This is a genomic window from Pseudoalteromonas sp., assembly GCF_018402495.1.
Lineage (GTDB): Bacteria > Pseudomonadota > Gammaproteobacteria > Enterobacterales > Alteromonadaceae > Pseudoalteromonas.
Genome location: NZ_JAGYIU010000003.1, coordinates 459,825 through 477,770 on the forward strand (window position 1 = coordinate 459,825; position 17,946 = coordinate 477,770).

12 protein-coding genes are annotated in these 17,946 nt (G+C 40.1%); 5 read left to right on the forward strand and 7 right to left on the reverse strand.

From position 1 onward, the window contains the following. Positions 1–4: 4 nt before the first annotated feature. Positions 5–727, forward strand: coding sequence for a nuclear transport factor 2 family protein (locus KG708_RS11875; RefSeq protein WP_213610027.1), 723 nt, complete (start codon positions 5–7; stop codon positions 725–727). A gap of 9 nt (positions 728–736) precedes the next feature. Continuing rightward, positions 737–1,057, forward strand: coding sequence for a hypothetical protein (locus KG708_RS11880; RefSeq protein WP_213610029.1), 321 nt, complete (start codon positions 737–739; stop codon positions 1,055–1,057). A gap of 303 nt (positions 1,058–1,360) precedes the next feature. On the opposite strand, the gene KG708_RS11885 is transcribed toward KG708_RS11880, so the two are convergent. Next, positions 1,361–2,245, reverse strand: a complete 885-nt coding sequence (locus KG708_RS11885; protein ID WP_213610031.1) for a tetratricopeptide repeat protein — start codon at positions 2,243–2,245, stop codon at positions 1,361–1,363. Between the two features lie 593 nt (positions 2,246–2,838). Between KG708_RS11885 and katG the strand changes: the two genes are divergently transcribed. Next, the gene (gene katG, locus KG708_RS11890; protein WP_213610033.1) at positions 2,839–5,019 is read left to right on the forward strand and encodes a catalase/peroxidase HPI; all 2,181 of its coding nucleotides are present in this window, start codon (positions 2,839–2,841) and stop codon (positions 5,017–5,019) included. A 757-nt stretch (positions 5,020–5,776) separates the two neighbouring features. On the opposite strand, the gene KG708_RS11895 is transcribed toward katG, so the two are convergent. Then, a complete protein-coding gene (locus KG708_RS11895) occupies positions 5,777–7,378 on the reverse strand; it encodes an ABC-F family ATPase (RefSeq protein ID WP_213610035.1) in 1,602 nt (533 codons plus the stop codon). A 196-nt stretch (positions 7,379–7,574) separates the two neighbouring features. Between KG708_RS11895 and KG708_RS11900 the strand changes: the two genes are divergently transcribed. Further along, the gene (locus KG708_RS11900; RefSeq protein ID WP_213610037.1) at positions 7,575–8,855 is read left to right on the forward strand and encodes a UPF0149 family protein; all 1,281 of its coding nucleotides are present in this window, start codon (positions 7,575–7,577) and stop codon (positions 8,853–8,855) included. Between the two features lie 360 nt (positions 8,856–9,215). On the opposite strand, the gene KG708_RS11905 is transcribed toward KG708_RS11900, so the two are convergent. Beyond that, entirely contained in the window at positions 9,216–10,421 is a 1,206-nt protein-coding gene (locus KG708_RS11905; protein ID WP_213610039.1) for a type II toxin-antitoxin system HipA family toxin, read from the reverse strand. After that, a complete protein-coding gene (locus KG708_RS11910) occupies positions 10,411–10,710 on the reverse strand; it encodes a helix-turn-helix transcriptional regulator (RefSeq protein WP_213610041.1) in 300 nt (99 codons plus the stop codon). Before KG708_RS11910 ends, KG708_RS11905 begins: the two co-directional genes overlap by 11 nt. Positions 10,711–11,426: 716 nt before the next feature. Between KG708_RS11910 and KG708_RS11915 the strand changes: the two genes are divergently transcribed. After that, positions 11,427–12,548, forward strand: coding sequence for a cysteine desulfurase family protein (locus KG708_RS11915; protein WP_213610043.1), 1,122 nt, complete (start codon positions 11,427–11,429; stop codon positions 12,546–12,548). 10 nt (positions 12,549–12,558) lie between these two features. On the opposite strand, the gene KG708_RS11920 is transcribed toward KG708_RS11915, so the two are convergent. From KG708_RS11920 to KG708_RS11930, 3 genes are read right to left on the reverse strand one after another with little or no spacing between them, the layout of a single operon-like run. Beyond that, entirely contained in the window at positions 12,559–13,455 is an 897-nt protein-coding gene (locus tag KG708_RS11920) for a phosphoadenosine phosphosulfate reductase family protein (protein ID WP_182760588.1), read from the reverse strand. Then, positions 13,448–16,837 (reverse strand): hypothetical protein, encoded by a 3,390-nt coding sequence (locus KG708_RS11925; protein ID WP_213610045.1) that lies wholly within the window; start codon positions 16,835–16,837, stop codon positions 13,448–13,450. Before KG708_RS11925 ends, KG708_RS11920 begins: the two co-directional genes overlap by 8 nt. Continuing rightward, a complete protein-coding gene (locus tag KG708_RS11930; RefSeq protein ID WP_213610047.1) occupies positions 16,830–17,765 on the reverse strand; it encodes a DUF4007 family protein in 936 nt (311 codons plus the stop codon). Before KG708_RS11930 ends, KG708_RS11925 begins: the two co-directional genes overlap by 8 nt. Positions 17,766–17,946 lie beyond the last annotated feature (181 nt).

The window sequence follows — 17,946 nt, forward strand, 5'->3', positions numbered from 1 at the left end:
AACTATGAAATTTTTATTACCCTTTTTGGCGTTTTTATTTTCCAGTGTAGCATTGAGTATTAATGCTACAGAGCCGCGAGTGCAGGCAAATACCTCAGCCATTAAACACGCCAAGGATAGCGCTGTAACTGAGCAAAAAGCGGCGCCCGAACAAGGTGAGCTCAGCACATCGGAGCTGCAAACACCACCGGTAAAAAAAGTGACAGTTGAATCAAGTAAAGCGGATGATTCTAAAGTATTCGGTAGCGAATTAACAAAGCCAGTTGAACAGCCTAAAAGTAAAATTAACAAAGCCCAAGCGATAGCAGAGGCTGAGCAAGCCTTAACGCAAGCAAAAAATGCACTTACAGAAAAACAGCGAGACAAAGCAAAACAGTCTCGAGAGTCACTTGCAGTTATAGAGCAATTGGTTAATGCTTATAACGCGCGTAACATTGAAGAATTTATACGTTTGTATGATGAAGATGTTGAGTTTTATATTTTCCCAAATGAGCTATTATTTAAAGGTAAAAAAAAATTAATAGCGCGTTATGGTCTTATGTTTAAAAAGCTTAAATGCATACATTCATCACCTATAAAGCGTATTGTGCATGGTGACATTGTTATCGACCATGAGTTATCAGAAACCTGCTCAACCGATGCGAACGTAATAGATAAACGCTCAGAGCTTATTTCAAGCTATCAAATTAAAGATGGCAAAGTGATTAGGGTATTATTTTTTAGGTAATTATTAATTATGCAGTTAAGTGACGAGAAAAAAATTCGTGTAATGTATCGTGTAGAGCCCGGCTGTTTAGGCCCTGAGGGCGCAGGCCATATTGAAGACTTTTGTCGCTTTGCGAATAAGCATATTAAGTCACCTTATTATGCGCAATTATTATTTTTACCCCGATTCGACAAGCAAAAAGATGAGCGGCAATACAGCGTTAAAAACCGCAATTTATCTCAAGTGCAGGCCAAAGCATATTTGAATCATTTTGAAATTAACATAGAAGACTTTGAAGAGCAGCTCGACGAGCTGCTCACTAAAGCAATAGATTTATATTTTAAACGCTAGGGTCTGTTGACCTTTGCGGATTAAAATTTGTTCAAACTAGGAGCGGTTTAATCGCGGCGTGATGTTTGTAACCTAGTGGGCTCGATAACTGCTCCTGCGTTATTCTACTGGCTTACATCCATGGTGGCAACAAAGCGTAAATCGCCCCTAGGCAGAACCCTTCGGGCAGCGCCTGTTTGGCATTGATGCTGCGTTATCACCTATTTATGGGGAATAGCCACAACACATAGGCTCTGCCTTGCCTAAATACCAAACAGACTGCTGCAAATTTAACCTTGAAAGGTCAACAGACCCTAGAAATACTTAGTCTTCTTTGGAAACAATAGCATTAAAGCTGTCGTTGTCATGTAGGCTTGCAAACGCACTTTCGTGAAGTAGCTCGTTGCGTAAATTAGGTGAGTATTCTAGCGCCATTTTTATATCAGCAAGCGAATCGGCATGTTCATGTGTTAACGCGTACGCACAAGCACGTTGCCAATATGCATACCCATAATCACTATCTATATCAATTGCCTGGTTACAAAGCTTAATAGCTTGCTCAGTCTCATTTAGTTCTAATAAAGCATCGGCCTTATAGGCAATAGCCTCTACATCTTCTGGCTTGCGTTTTAAAATTTCATCAAATATTTCAATTTTATTTGCAATATCACTTTCAAGGTTTGCCCGCATCCATAACGAATGAACTTCGTTAGTGATCGAAATGCGCTCCTGGTTACTGAGTATTTCTTCAGAGCGTACTCGCAGTTTTTCTTCTAAAATCTTTAAGCGATCTTCATACTCGTCAGTGATAACACTCACTCGGGTGTTTACTATGTCTTCTACTTTGTTTTTCACATCACGTAATGAATTCCAGCCTACTAGTACCAAAATAGAAGCGGTGGCGGTAATAATAAAAAATACATTATTTATGGTATCGGTAGTATAAGTAATTGCGCGGTCTGCGGTATCAAGCTGGGTGTGAGTAACTTGTTTGGTTACGTCTTCGCGAAGTTTTTGTTGATCTTGGCGCACCGACTTTAATTCATCAAGAATATAACGCTCAAGTAATGGCTTATACATCGGCTCTTTTAGCTGTGCTAATTCACGTTGGTGTTGCTCGTCTAATGAAGCGGTACTTTTATCAGCAGCTTGAACCGTAGACGAAAGAGTACCAGTAAGTACAATAAGTAGTAAAAAATAAAAACGCATTAATATGCCTAGTTAAAAAATGAGTTAATCGCTTTGCCAACTTTAACATGCACGCATCAATGGTACTAGGGGCGGTATGCTATAACAAAAAAAACCAGCTCAAAATGAGCTGGCCGAAAACTACATCAACAATGTCAAAGGGAACAATAGGAGATAAGGTATATATTAAAGCAGCCTACCTGAATAATTACTTAATTAGATTCAAATAGTTTGAAACAAGAAAAAAATAAAGGTGCATAAATAACTTATACACCTTTTATAACTATAATTTCATGGCGAAGGGGGGAATATTCCAATGTGCACTTAAATAAATTTAAGTCACTTTCAAACCCTTCAAATTACATTACGTGGCTACATTTAATTACGATCATCTTTTTTATAAAAAGTTTTAAATTATTTAAGCGCAGCTTTGTTAGTGAACATCGTATTTATCAATGATTGCAATCGTATTAAGTCATTACTTTGCACTGGCGTAATGCAGTAGGTATACGTATATTAATAAAAGAGACCAAACACGTCATTAACACGATGACAAAATAGTAAAAACTTCCTCTAAAGAGATGTTTTTATTTGTATTTAAAAAGGAGCTCAAAATGAGTAATCATAAAGCGGGTCAATGCCCGGTTATGCACGGCAGTAATACTACAACAGAATATACCAATACAGATTGGTGGCCAAACTCACTCAATTTAGACATTCTTCATCAACACGATAAAAAAAGCACCCCCTACGACAGCAGCTTTAACTACGCACAAGCGTTTAAAACGCTTGACTTAGAAGCCGTAAAAACCGATTTAAAAAACTTAATGACTCAAAGCCAAGCATGGTGGCCAGCCGATTGGGGGCACTATGGTGGCCTGATGATCCGTATGGCATGGCACTCTGCGGGCTCGTACCGTTTAGCTGATGGCCGAGGCGGCGGTGGTACCGGTAATCAACGTTTTGCACCCCTTAATTCGTGGCCAGATAACGCCAATCTCGACAAAGCACGCCGCTTATTATGGCCAATCAAAAAGAAATATGGCAACGCACTTTCATGGGCCGATTTAATTATTTTAGCCGGTAATATGGCGTATGAATCAATGGGACTAAAAACCTTTGGTTTTGCCGGTGGCCGTGAAGATATTTGGCATCCAGAAAAAGATGTTTATTGGGGTGCAGAAAAAGAATGGCTTGCGCCAAGTGATGAACGCTATACCCATGTTGATAAACCCGATACCATGGAAAACCCACTAGCGGCTGTACAAATGGGTTTAATTTACGTAAATCCAGAAGGGGTGAACGGCCAGCCCGATCCACTTAAAACCGCCGAGCAAGTGCGCGAAACCTTTGCACGTATGGCAATGAACGATGAAGAAACCGCAGCCCTAACGGTAGGTGGTCATACAGTAGGTAAAACGCATGGTAACGGCCAAGAATCTAATCTAGGGCCAGAGCCAGAAGCCGCCGACGTACACGAGCAAGGCCTAGGCTGGAATAACCATAAAACTCGTGGCATTGGCCGCGATACTATGACCTCAGGTATTGAAGGCGCATGGACCACTTATCCAACCAAATGGGATAACGGCTATTGTTATTTACTACTTAACTATGACTGGGAGCTTACAAAAAGTCCCGCAGGGGCATGGCAATGGGAACCGGTTAACATTAAAGAAGAAGACAAACCCGTTGATGTAGAAGACCCATCGATTCGTTTAAACCCAATCATGACCGACGCCGACATGGCAATGAAAATGGACCCCGCGTATCGTAAAATTATAGAGCGTTTTAATAACGATTTTGAGTACTTTACTGACGTATTTGCCCGCGCTTGGTTTAAGTTAACCCACCGCGACTTAGGACCAAAATCACGTTATTTAGGTGCCGATGTACCCAGTGAAGATTTAATTTGGCAAGATCCTATTCCTGCAGTTAATTACACCCTAAGCGATACTGAAATTAGCGAACTAAAAGCGAAGCTACTTAACTGTGGCATTAGCGAAACCGACTTAATTAACACCGCATGGGACAGCGCGCGTACCTACAGAGGCTCAGATCACCGAGGTGGCGCCAATGGCGCGCGTATTCGTTTAGCACCGCAAAATACGTGGCAAGGTAACGAACCAGAACGGTTAGCGAATGTACTTAGCGCCCTTGAAAAACTGCAAGCAAGTTTAGCTAAACCTGTCAGCTTAGCCGATTTAATTGTACTAGGCGGCACGGCCGCAGTTGAGCAAGCGGCTAAAAAGGCGGGGGTTGATATAACCGTACCGTTTGCGCCAGGACGAGGTGATGCAACTGCTGACATGACCGACGCAGAATCGTTTGACGTACTCGAGCCCATTCACGACGGTTTTAGAAACTGGCTGAAAAAAGATTATGTAGTGTCAGCCGAAGAGCTACTTTTAGAGCGTAGCCAATTAATGGGGTTAACTGCACCAGAAATGAGCGTATTATTAGGCGGAATGCGCGTACTAGGCACTAACTATGGCAACAGTGAACATGGCGTGTTTACCGACAACGTAGGCGTACTGAGTAACGACTTTTTTGTTAATTTAACCGACATGAATAACCGCTGGGAGCCAGCATCTAAAGGCGAGTACAACATCGTCGACCGCGCAAGCGGTAAAACAAAGTGGACCGCCACCCGTGTTGATTTAGTGTTTGGATCAAACTCAATTTTACGGGCATTGGCAGAGTTTTATGCACAAGACGACAATAAAACTCGGTTTGTACATGACTTTGTTCATGCTTGGGTAAAAGTAATGAACGCCGACCGATTTGATATTAAATAAACCCAAGTAACAATTAAAGAGGGAGTAGCGATACTCCCTTTTTTTATATTATTTAAAGGTTAAAGGTTAAAGGTTAAAGGTTACGGGCAACGGGCTGCGAGGCGCGAGTATAGTTTAATACCTAGGCCTGAATATAAAATCGCTGCTACCAATAATTATCACCACGTAGCTGCGGGTTTATCCCGCGTTTTTGTGTTTAATAACCTAGGTCTGACGCGATATAAAATTGCTGCTACGAAAGACATTTTCTGCTAAAAACAATTTTTGCACCACAGAGGTTCTCGAGGCGCTTTGCGCTGCACAGAGATGGAACGGTATTTTTTAAGCATTTCTCTGTGAACTCTGTGTTCTCGGTGGTAAATACATATTTAAGTTTAACTCTGACGCGATATAAAATTGCTGCTACAGGATAGTAGTTGGCTTTTTTATTTCTTCTAAAAACACCGCGCCTCTTAATCTCTGTGGTGAATAAATCACTTAAAACCTATTTGCACAAAGAGCAAAGAATGAGGGCAAATGAGCAAACAAAAAATAAAGCTTTTTTTTGCCTTTTTATCAATATATTACCAATCGCGTTTTAATTGATACTAAGCACAACTCTGCCGAACCCCGAACCCCGAACCCCGAACCCCGAACCCCGAACCCCGAACCCCGAACCTAAATTACAGGCACAAAAAAACGGCGCTTAAACAAGCACCGCTTTTAAATGGTTTAGGTTATTTCTTTAACCTTTAACCTTTAACCTTTAACCTTTCACTTAAGCTACTTTATTTTCTTCGCAGCTTGCTAGGTACTCGTCAAATGTGCCTTGAAAGTCAATCACTTGCTTGTCTTTAATATCAACAATACGGGTTGCCAGTGACGATACAAACTCACGGTCGTGACTTACAAAAATCAGCGTGCCTTTAAACTCTTTTAGCGCATTGTTAAGCGCTTCAATGGCTTCCATATCCATGTGGTTTGTGGGTTCATCCATTATCAGTACGTTAACGTCTTGCATCATTAACTTACCAAATAACAAACGGTTTTTTTCACCACCTGAACAGTTACGGGCTTTTTTATTCGCATCGTCCGCGGTAAACAACAAACGCCCTAACATGCCGCGCACCATTAAATCGTTATGTTTAGCGGTACGCCATTGCGACATCCAATCAAACAGCGTTAAATCGTTATCAAAATCTTTGCTGCTGTCTTGTGGGCAATAACCAAACGTGGCATTTTCAGACCACTTAACTTCGCCCTCGTTGCTTTTAAGTTCGTTAACCAAACAGCGTAAAAAAGTCGTTTTACCTACCCCGTTTTCGCCTATAACCGCCAGTTTAGCACCGGCTTCGAGGAGCAAATCACCACCGGTAAATAACGTTTCGCCATCAAACCCATGGCCAAGCTTGGTTAGCTCAAGTGCTTGGCGATACATTTTTTTGCCCTCGTCAAAACTTAACGACGGAGTCATTCGACTCGATGCTTTAACTTCATCAAGTTTAATTTTGTCCATTTTTTTAGCCCGTGAACTCGCTTGTTTCGCTTTAGAGGCGTTAGCACCAAAGCGATTCACAAAGTCTTGAAGTTCGTCTATTTCAGCGCTTTTTTTCGCGTTTTCAGCAAGTAGCTGTTCACGTTGTAAGCCTGAAGCTTCAAGGTATTTTTCGTAGTTACCTGGGTAAATACGCAGCTCACCGTAATCAATGTCGGCCATGTGAGTACATACCGAGTTTAAAAAGTGACGGTCATGGGAAATAATGATCATGGTGCATTTACGTTGGTTAAGCTCATTTGCAAGCCACGTAATGGTATGAATGTCTAAGTTATTGGTTGGCTCATCAAGCAGTAAAATATCAGGATTAGCAAAAAGAGCCTGTGCTAATAGCACCCGTAATTTCCAACCTGGGGCTACGTTTGCCATTAAGCCATAATGAAATTCTTTATCTATACCCGCATCAAGCAGTATTTCTTCTGCGCGGCTTTCTGCCGTGTAACCGTCCATTTCAGCAAAAACGCTTTCAAGCTCGGCCACTTTCATGCCGTCTTCTTCGCTCATTTCGGGCAGCGAATAAATACGGTCGCGCTCTTGCTTTACTTTCCAAAGTTCAACATCGCCCATAATGACCGCATCAACCACACTGTATTGCTCAAACGCAAACTGATCTTGGCTTAGGTTACCTAATTTTAGCCCCGGCGTAATAGACACATTACCTGCACTGGGTGTTAGCGCACCGCTTAAAATTTTCATAAAAGTCGACTTGCCGCAGCCGTTAGCGCCAATTAAACCGTAACGGTTACCGTTACCAAATTTAGCTGAAATGTTTTCAAACAACGGCTCTGCGCCAAACTGCATGGTGATATTTGCGGTGGAGATCAAAAAACGTAATCCTAGAAAAATACTGACAGGGTTATGGGCGCAGCAGGTGCGAAAATAGACCAAGCAATAGGTGTAAATAAGGCGGCAAATTATACAGGCCAAGCATACTAAAGGCTAGCCTATTTAAACGTTAACTCACTTGATTGTTTTTAAGTACGGCTTTATTGTAGTAAAAAATATCAAAAAAGAGTGAGTTATGTCGCCCGCAAAAATTCGTAGCGAAGTTATAAAACTTAGCAAGCTAAGTGCAAAACAGCCAGATTATTACTTTATTCAGGGTTACTTTTTAGGGTTAGGCTTACTGCCCGACATAATAATGCCCAGCCAATGGCAGCCAGACCTACTAGGTGAGATTAATTTTACAACAGACGCTGAGTTAAAGTACCTCGAAAGCCTGATGGAAAATTACAATAACAGCATGCAAAAAGTGATGAGCGAAGACTTTAAAATGCCCACTAAATGCAGCTTATCGAAAACTGACTACCGCGATTCACTCAAAGCTAATATGCCATTACCTAATTACTGTAAAGGGGCATTACAGGCACTTAAGTTTATTGACAAACGCAGCCTAAACAAACACCAAAAAGAGGTGCTAGCAAGTTTGAATACAGTACTTAATGCGTTTAGCTCTGAGCAAGCTGCAGTGAAAAAATTTGCTGACAACCAAGGCCTAGCGCAAGCCTATAAAAAGAATTACACCTACTTTGTAGCCGATGTGCTTTATAGCGTTCGTTTTATTGAAGACACCAGCTGGAGCGATGAAGACGAAGCCGCGTTTAATGAACAATTTTTAGAAGAGTATGCACACCAACACGGCAACGATGATTTTGATGCCGTTAAAATGATTGACGACGAAGTGATTGATCAATTAATGGAAGCAATCCTTAGCGACTTTACCCCCAGCGCGTTTGAACCGATAGAGGCGTTACTTGAACTGTTTGAGGGTTTGATAACAGAGCAATACATAGCACAAAATCAAGGCCACTTTTGGCTGAACCACGAAACACGCCCTTATATGATGCTACGGGCGCACCGCGCACAAATCAACGCGTTACAAGGTAATATACAACTTGCCATGGATGAATTTGAAACGCTGTGGCAACTAAACCCCATGGATAATCAAGCGAACCGCCATTGGCTAATGAACTGTTACATAATTAAAGGCCAGTGGCAAAAGCTAGATGCGTTTTTAGCCGACTTCGACAGCGAAGAGCTCCATGCCACAGCAAGCCGCGCCCTGAGTGAGTTTCATAAAAATGGTGATTCTAGCCAAGCTAAGCAATACAAAAAGCAGCTTAAACAGCTTAATAAGCATTTTATAAAAATACTCACCGGGCAAGAAAAACTAAAAAATGACCAAATTGAGTTTTACAGCCCAGGCAGTAAAGAAGAAGTGGGTATTTATCTAGAGTCACTCGGTAAGCAAGCCTGGATAGCCACCGAAGGCAGCTTGTTTTGGTTACGCAAAAAGATCTAAAAAAGTGAAAGGTTACGAGCTACGGGTTTCGGGCGACGGGCTGCGGGTTACGGGTTTTGGGCTGCGGGTAGCGAGCTAGTACAGACAGCCTTGCACCTAAAACCTCGCGCCTCGAACCTAAAACCTAGAACCTAGAACCTAGAACCTAAAACCAGACCACTTGTAGGACGTGCTTTAGCGCGTCAATATTGGTTTAAAGCGCAGCGCCGAGATGTTGGCAACGGGCAGCGAGCTACGGGCTGCGGGTTTCGAGCTAGTACAAACAGCCTTGCACCTAAGCCTCAAACCTCGTGCCTAGAACCTCAAACCTCAAACCTCGCGCCTCGAGCCTCAAACCTAGCACCCGCGTGGGCTCAATCTTTAATCAAGCTGCGCAATAACACTTGCTAAACGTTTTATATCTGTATCGCTGATATCGGCAAAGCGCTTAAAGTGGCTCGGCCATTGCTGGATATAGCCTTTCATTTGACTGATTATTTTTGTCGCCTTTGCCCTCGTTAAACCAAAACGTTTAGCTTGCGATAATAAATTGTCGATACTGGCATATCGGCCATCATCGCCAAGTCCTATACCATGTTGTTTTGAGTTATTGATTGGGGTGATGTCGTAAGCTGGGCTTAAGCGCCATGTTTTATCAGCAAAGTGATACAAAAAAGCATGGTTACGGCTGTGATCGTCAGTATTGCCAATCAGCGCATTAAACACCATGCGCTTGTAAAGCTCTGTTGCATCATCAGCATACTCACCAGTATGGTGGCGAATAAACTCAGCCAATTCACCGTAACTGTAGTAAGTTGCTAAATCACTGAACGCCACTTTAGGCTTTTGCAGCAAGCTATTGGCGCTTAAAAAGTGATGAGTTGGTAAACCATTACTTACATCAAAGCGCTCAACCAGCAGTACATCACCGTTTTTAGTTTCATGAATTTGGGTATTTGCACTACGGATACCTAGCTCTTTCGCCATACACATGGCAGCGTGTTCGGCCCTGACTAGGTTAAACAAATCGTCTTGACGATTAAATTTAGCCAAATAAAGCTTGCTGCCAATTTGCACTGAGGTTTTAGGCCTTGCTCCCCCCATGCTTTGGCCAAACTCAAAGGCTTTTTTAGCCTCATTTGAAATAGCTTTATTAGCAAGGAGATCGTCTTTTGCTTGATTTAGTAAAGTTAAATCAGCCAACGTATTTTTATTGGTTTTATGTTTAGACGCACTGCGCGATAAGCTAAATACCAGTGCGCCAACGCCATAGCCCGAGCCTGCAAGCAAAAACTCCAACTCGTTTTGTGGTTTGCTCGTATGCAAAGATAAAATCAGCTTGCGCCCCCACGAATCAGCGCCCGCATCACTTAATACCCCAAATACACCTTTATTAGCGGTATAACTGACAATGCCTGGCTGTAAAGGCAAATGAATGGGATCAAGCGCAAAGGCATCTGCGCGAGCTAGGTAACTTTTACCATAGTTAAACTCCCCACGGCCTGTTTGCGTATTTAATTTAAAAAAACCACAAATAATGGGGTTGTCTTCTAACCCATCAATAAACACATAGCACTCAGAAGTCATCGTTAATCACCTGTGTTTTATTGGTTTTACGTTGCCGTGCATTATAGCCACCTACATCAGCAGCTAATTCGTTAATTTCATCGAGCAGTGACCCTTGTAATTGCAACACCACAAGTGCTTCAAACAATATATCACTTTTAACCACGTCACCTTGCTCAAGCTTTTGCACCGTAGAGCGCGATACGCCAATCATCTTGGCAAAGGTGCTCTGCGTATAATGCAAAGTACGGTGCTGGCGAATTAAATCCCCCATACGCTGCGCTAGTTTTAATGCGTGTTTAGATTTCATTAATGATTACCTATGCAGTCATTAGGTTGCTAATGATTAGTTTAGCGGTATTTTATGTGTTTGCAAGGTGATTTAAAAAACAGCGCAGAGATGTCGGCAACGGGCTTCGGGTTTCGAGCTGCGGGCTACGGGTAGCGAGCTTGTGCAAAAAGCCTAGAACCTCGTGCCTAAAACCTAAAACCTAAAACCTAAAACCAGACCACCTGTAGGGCGTGCTTTAGCGCGTCAATATTGCTTTAAAGCGCAGTGAATGAGGGTAAAGAAAAAGGCGACGAGCAACGAGCTACGGGTAGCGAGCTTGTGCAAAAAGCCTAGAACCTCGCGCCTAGAACCTCGCGCCTAGAACCTAGAACCTAAAACCTCAAACCAGACCACCTGTAGGGCGTGCTTTAGCGCTTTATTGTCGCGTTGGCGACGGCAACCAAAGGGCAGCTGCCGCCGACCGCCCTTTGGAATCCCACGGCGCACCCGAGGATCACACTGATTCCTCAAGTTAAAAATTGATGTGAACGTAATCGCCGTGTATTTGCCATCCATGGCGAAGTCACGGCTTAATTTGCATCCATGCAACTGATTACTCACCAATTTATAATTTTCGGATGTGATCACGGGGAAGTGGAGCGGGTCTTAGCATTATTTTAGAAGTTAGCCACCATGTAGGTTAAGGTTTTGTCTCTTTATGTTATTCTTGAACCCTCAAATGAAGGATTAATTAAATGATATATCTCGATACAGCCGCCTCATATCCAATTTTACCAGAAGTAAAAAAATCCCTAATGGATGCATTTGAGAGCTGCTATGCCAACTCTGCTTCTAGCCACTTCTTAGGCGAATCTGCATTAGCCAAGGTCAATGAAGTAAGAGAGCTCTTAGCAGATGAAATAGGAGCCTTTCCTAGCGAGATTGTATTCACTAGCGGTGCCACTGAATCTAATAATGTAGCTTTTAAAAGTATGTTATTAGGTGATGAAACCCTCAGGAACAAAAAACACATAGTGATCTCTTCAATTGAACACAAATGCATTTTTGCTATATGTGACTACTTTCAAAATTTAGGGTATGAGATTACGCTTGTTGACCCTGATGAGAATGGCGTTATTAAAGCTGAGAATGTTAAAGCTGCTGTAAGAGAGGATACAGCTCTCGTATCTATAATGCATGTTAATAATGAGCTAGGGACAATTAACCCGATCAGCGAAATTGGGGAGTTTTGCTTTTCAAAAGGTATTTTATTTCACTCAGATGCAGCTCAAAGTTTTTGTAAAACAGAAATTGACGTTGATGATATGAATGTTGATGTAATGTCATTCTCTGCGCACAAAGTTGGTGGACCTAAAGGAATTGGTGCTGTTTACATTCGCGACCTTAGAAAACGAAACTTATTACCTGTTATACATGGAGCAGGACAAGAAGAGGGTTTGCGAGGTGGAACAGTCGCAACACCATTAATTATTGGTTTTGGTAAAGCTATTGAAGTGTTTCAAGAGGCGTATAGTTATTTTAAAAATGAAGATCCAAAATCTTATTTTTTGAAAAAGTTAAATGAAAATAAAATTGAACATACTGTAAATGGTAACGGTAGCACGCTACCCCATATCCTTTCCCTGTCCTTACAGAAAGCTAATGTAAGCTTACTAGTACGTGATAATGAAAATTCTCTGTGCCTTGCTCAAGGCTCAGCTTGTTCCTCGAAAGAAATAGAAGCTTCACATGTTTTAACTGCTTTAGGCTTATCTAGAGAACAGGCGGAGCATACGTTTAGAATTAGCTTTACTCATGAAATCACTTGTAAAGACATTGATTTTTTAGTTCAAGCTATAAAAAAAGCGGCTATTTAGCCGCTTCGTATTATTTATAACATGTCACACAGGCTCCACCGCCTTCTGCTTCGTCATAAATATCATCTAGCTCGTTAAACTCACAATAACCTTCAAAGTCACCTAACAGCGCATTACGGCGTTTTTTCTTGTTAAAGCGAGCAACTTTTTTCTCGTGATTTTCAATAATACGTTTTTGTACTGCAGGGTCTTCTAATGTTTCTAATGGCTGACCTTGTCCCATCCAGTAAAAACGTTCACCAACGGTCGTATTATTGTCATCGCCTTTTTCAAAAGCTTTTGCTTCTTCAAACAAGTCAGGGTGCTTTTCCATAAGCTTAACCCATTCAATTTTTCTTTGATAAAAGCAAAATGTACATCCAGAGCGAGAGCGCCATTTGTAATATTCCGGCAGTTCTAAACCGTTTCGCTGTAATATATTCTCTATATCACTTCTTACTATGCCATGCTCCCTAAATGGAAAAACTGATTCGATTGGTTTTTCAATTGTCATGTAGCCAACACGTTCAGGTTCATCTGCTCTTATGCCAACATAGTTCTTTATTTTGTAACCATCTTTAATAAAGCTATCTAACCACTGTTCAAATGGTTTTAACTTCATCTGAACAGTACACCAACGATCACGTTGAGAAGGTAAGTAGTTACCATGCTCTTTTAGAAGGTGTGCAAAATCTTTTTCGCCACGACCCTCTATGTTATTTAAAGAGCGTGCATTTAAACGATGAATATACCCCAACTTTTCTTCAAGTTTATCAATAAACTCATTGGTTTCTGGTAGCTCATAACCTGTATCCGTAAAGAAATACTCTACATCTAAATCCGGGTAGGTTTCTTTAACAAATAACGCTAAAGCGCTACTGTCTTTACCACCAGAAAGTCCTAGTACGTGTTTAACTTTTTCAGTCATCAGTTACCTCTGATCCACTTTGATCCATCAATTTAGTTAATAAACTGGTTAGTGTAGCAAGTTGTTTCTCTTTAGGCATATCAGCGATAGATGTTTGAATATTATCAACAGCAGTTTTTACATCGTTATCTCGTTCTAAATCGTGCCTAATAAATCCACCAAACTCTTGATGATTTCCGTCATTATCAGTAGTAATAAATGCTAGCGGCTTAGAATTACCTTGAGTTTGAATATTACCAAACGATTCAATGCGTCTAAACTGTACACATAAGTTTTGTAGTTCATCTAAACCGTTACGAAGGTGTTTATCAGTCCAATTACGTTCTGGTGTTCCTGCAGCTAAATTAATAATAAACTCAAATTTAGTTTTACCATCTATGTGCTGTGAAATACGCTTAGCAAGTTCTTTGACGTTCGGGCGCTTTGCAACTTTCTCAACAAAGTCACATCGCTCTTTTAAGGCCTGATTAAAATCTTCACCTAACATTTGAATAATAATCTGCTTAAAACCAGTTAGTAAAATATCGTGCTGAGCACTTAAATCTTCTATAGCAGTTTTAAGATATAGAGCCAGCTTTTCTTCGACTTCAGCATCATCTTTTTTAAAGCCAAATACTGCAGGTAGATCATCTAAAATTAGTTTGTAAGGGTCATTTGCCGCAATAACTTTATTTCTGAAATCACGGGCTTGCTTTGTTAAGCCATTACCTTCATCACCAGTAAAACTTTCACCGCTGGTTTTTTTTACCCATGTTGGTAACTTATGAACTATCCCCACAATATGCTTAGCTATGTTTAATATTGCAGCGTCATTTTTAACTTCGCCAAGTGTTGCTTGGGCTAAGTTATCTAGCAAGTGGCTTTGTATTTCAGATATTTCAAAATATCGAACACCAGCTTCATTCGGATGCTTATAAATTTTATTAACTAACTCTTCATCTAGCTCTGGTATAAAAATAAACTGGTTGGTTGAGTCCCAATCATAAAAAGCAACTTGCCCTTCGAGTGATTTTAATAAAGCTAAGCCATAAATTCGACATAAACCCGCCGTTAACCCAAAAGGAGGTAGCATCCAAAAATCATAAAGTTCAGCTAAAGTGACTTGTTTGTTTTTGGATTTGTTTTTTATAAAATCAAAGCCGCTTTTAAATAACTCATGCATTTCAGGGTTCGCTTTTTGCGATTCCTTACTCCACTCACTTGGGAATAAAAACCCTTCTGAAGTTTCACAGTGCCAACCTTTACTTTTTAAACAAGATAGGTAAAGGCCCTTTTCAGGTGGAAAAGCCTTTTCGTCAAAACCGAGATCTTTCTTATCACCTTGTTCAAACATGGCATTCATTAACTTACGGATAGCACTGTTTGCACTACCAGAAGGCTTTGAACGGTTAACTAGCTCGTTTATTACTACTGGTGACTTGCTAAATAGCTCATTTGCAATTTTTGAGGCGATAGATGTTAAAGGTGCCTTTTCTAACTTTTTACCGCAGTGGAACCAGTCTGCATTTTTATATACGTATTGAAGCTCATGATCAACATTCGACTGCGCAAACTTAATTCGATTCTCTAGTTCATTTTTTGCAATAAGGTCATGAGCTATTTTTTTCTCGTCTTTGAGTATTTGTTTTAAAGCAATTAACTCAATAGCAGCATTTTTAAGGTTTGAAAAGTCTGCAAACTTTCCAACAATACTGAAAGGCATTGCCTCTTCATGAGGTTTAAGTGCTTTAGCAATATCTTCATTTACACATAAAATAAACGTAGCAAATGCTTCACCTGTTTTAGGTTGGGTAACAAATGGCTTGATAAGAGCAGCATCGTATTTGTTTATCAGCTTTGTTGTTGCCCAGCGCATAGTTCCGGTTTTATGGTAATGTGCTGTTGCTAATATATTTTGCGGCATATCACATATTTCAGTCCAATCCACACCATAACTTATGGCTTCAATACGTTCGTTGATTAGGCTATTTATATCGATATCACTACCTTGGAACACAAATAAAGCATCGTGTTTTTGGCGATAAATAACAACTGTCCAAGTCTCTAAGTCAATCAAAGATTGCATTATTTCAGCAGCTTCGTATCCCCGACTAATAAAATACTTTTTTATAAAATCACGTTTAGCATGTAACTGGTGATGAAAACCAAAAATAGTTAATAGAGCAATTAGCTTCGTAATAGCGGTATGTAGTTCGCCACCTTTTTGTTCAGCTCTATAAATTGCATCACAACCTTCTAGCCATGCTTTACTATCTTGTGAAGTAACAATTAAATGGTGTAAATTATGGTGTAAATAGTCCCAATACAATTCAGGGCGATACAAATTTAGCGCTTCATTAAGTTCGCAATATTCTGTTTCTAAAAATTCCCTAAATCCATATTTCTCATGTGACGCTAAAAAGCCGAACAAACTACGCTCATTTTGAGAAAAACGACGACGAGAAACAGGGCCAAGTAATAAACTAACTATAGGATCTAGCGGTAACGTATTAGTTAATGCATCAACATTTTTGTTTTGATTTGCGAACGCCGAGCTTACAACTTCGACTAGCTTTCCATACTTTGATTCAATAGCTTTAACTACTTTTGGGGCTCTAAATATTGAGTCGCCTACAAGTACTAAAGATTCATCAATTGAAGGGTTAAAGCTTAAATCTCTATAGCGGCCTTGAACTTTACTCCATTCTTGCTGTGTTTTAACATCTTTATTCTTAGCGTAATCAGAGAATGCTTGATGTAAAAAGCCAACCAGTAATACAGGGCGTTTTACTTGTTGAACAATATCAGCGAGAGACTGAAATAAATGTAAGTCTTTATTTGCACGCGATTGATAGTCTAAAGCTTTGCCCATTTCGTCGAGCAAAATTAAAACGCCGTCTTCGTTATCATTTTGCTTTTGTAAAATAGATTTAATTTTTGCTAAGCACTTATCATCATCAAGAGCGAGTATATCTTCTGCATTAAACTTGATATTAAACGCTTTCAATAGGCTTATTAGAATACTATTTGCGGGGGCTTCAAGGCCACAGACATGCTTAATGGTTTTCCAACCATTAGTAATTTTAAACCTATCATCAAACCCAGTTATTACTTTTTGAGAATTATTAAGCTTGTTTAAAGCGTAACTACGTTGTTCTGAATCTGTAGAAAGCAAGCAAGATAAAAATAAGGCTATAGTCGATTTACCAGAGCCATAAGGGCCAGTGATTGTATAGGCTCTTTGTGTACTGCCCTCAAACTCACGGCTTACAGTATCAAGTACATTGATAGCCGTTCCATGTACGATAAAGTCATCTATAAAGGGGGTTAGGTTAGCACTATCAACATCAATGCGAGTAGAGCTTTTATATCGTTGATTTATTTCAATAATAGATTCAGACATTGTATTTGCCGTAATAGTCATTTAAGTATTTGATAGTATTGTTTTTTACTGAGTCAGATATATTTACTTGTCTTAACCCTAATGAATCGACCCATGATATTTCTTTGTTAGTATGTTGCTGAGCTTCGTCGAGTTTTTGCCCTAGGCCAGCCTCAGATAATCTAAATACTCGGCCAGGCGAGCACGGTTTCGTAAGTAACGAATCAAAATCAACAGTGCTTACTTTTGATTCAGTTGTTTCTACTTTAAAGAATTCAAGTAACGCATAAATAAATACTTCAATAGGTAACTCAGGCCTTTCAGTTAAATTACTGACATAAAAAGAGCGGCCGTTATCTTGTACTAAATTAAGCTCAGCAAGAGGGGAAGTGAAGTGATCTTCATCTATCTTCTTCGCTGTAGACTTAACCTTTTTGCTGTACATATTTAAAAAACAATCCATGTCTTTTTTTATAGTAGTAATATTACCTACTTCACTTTTAACAAGACGTTTAGAATCTTCATAGCAATCATCAATCAATTTTGATTTTTCAAAATGCTGAACATTTGAATAATTAAAAAAGTATCGGTATGCAGTTAGGTGCTCATCATTAAAGTTTAACCAAAAGTGCAATAACCAAATAGAGCCAGGCAATTCGAGGTAAGGATCTTTGCCGTTGTCACCAAACAAAAACTGCCCTTTGTTTATCGTCACATTATGAAAGGTTTTATTATTTCTTCTGTCGCTTTCTATAATGCCGCTCGACTCAGCCCAATACTGAATCGCTTTAACCATATTTTTACCAACACCAAGCTCTACGATAGAATGACGTATACTTTCTTCGTCAGAACTTGAAAAATTACCATTTGAATTCAAATGATTAACCGCTTTGAATAGCCATCCATAGCGCAGAGGGAATGTATCGTGACCTGTAAACTTAGCTTTCATTGCTTTTTGAGTGCCTCTGGAGAAATTGTCCAAGCAGCGATATTAACGTGAATTAAGATTAAGAGGAAGGCTTCTAGGCAATTAAACAACAAAAAACTGTACCTTTATACAGTTTTATTGAATTTATCTCAATTCCCTTGTAGAGATAAGGGCTTTATTGTAAAGTTTTGAATATAAAGAT

Coding starts and splice junctions, on each gene's coding strand:
- KG708_RS11875 (WP_213610027.1), top strand. CDS start 5: ATGAAATTTTTATTACCCTTTTTGGCGTTTTTATTTTCCAGTGTAGCA.
- KG708_RS11880 (WP_213610029.1), top strand. CDS start 737: ATGCAGTTAAGTGACGAGAAAAAAATTCGTGTAATGTATCGTGTAGAG.
- KG708_RS11885 (WP_213610031.1), bottom strand. CDS start 2,245: ATGCGTTTTTATTTTTTACTACTTATTGTACTTACTGGTACTCTTTCG.
- katG (WP_213610033.1), top strand. CDS start 2,839: ATGAGTAATCATAAAGCGGGTCAATGCCCGGTTATGCACGGCAGTAAT.
- KG708_RS11900 (WP_213610037.1), top strand. CDS start 7,575: ATGTCGCCCGCAAAAATTCGTAGCGAAGTTATAAAACTTAGCAAGCTA.
- KG708_RS11905 (WP_213610039.1), bottom strand. CDS start 10,421: ATGACTTCTGAGTGCTATGTGTTTATTGATGGGTTAGAAGACAACCCC.
- KG708_RS11910 (WP_213610041.1), bottom strand. CDS start 10,710: ATGAAATCTAAACACGCATTAAAACTAGCGCAGCGTATGGGGGATTTA.
- KG708_RS11915 (WP_213610043.1), top strand. CDS start 11,427: ATGATATATCTCGATACAGCCGCCTCATATCCAATTTTACCAGAAGTA.
- KG708_RS11920 (WP_182760588.1), bottom strand. CDS start 13,455: ATGACTGAAAAAGTTAAACACGTACTAGGACTTTCTGGTGGTAAAGAC.
- KG708_RS11925 (WP_213610045.1), bottom strand. CDS start 16,837: ATGTCTGAATCTATTATTGAAATAAATCAACGATATAAAAGCTCTACT.
- KG708_RS11930 (WP_213610047.1), bottom strand. CDS start 17,765: ATGAAAGCTAAGTTTACAGGTCACGATACATTCCCTCTGCGCTATGGA.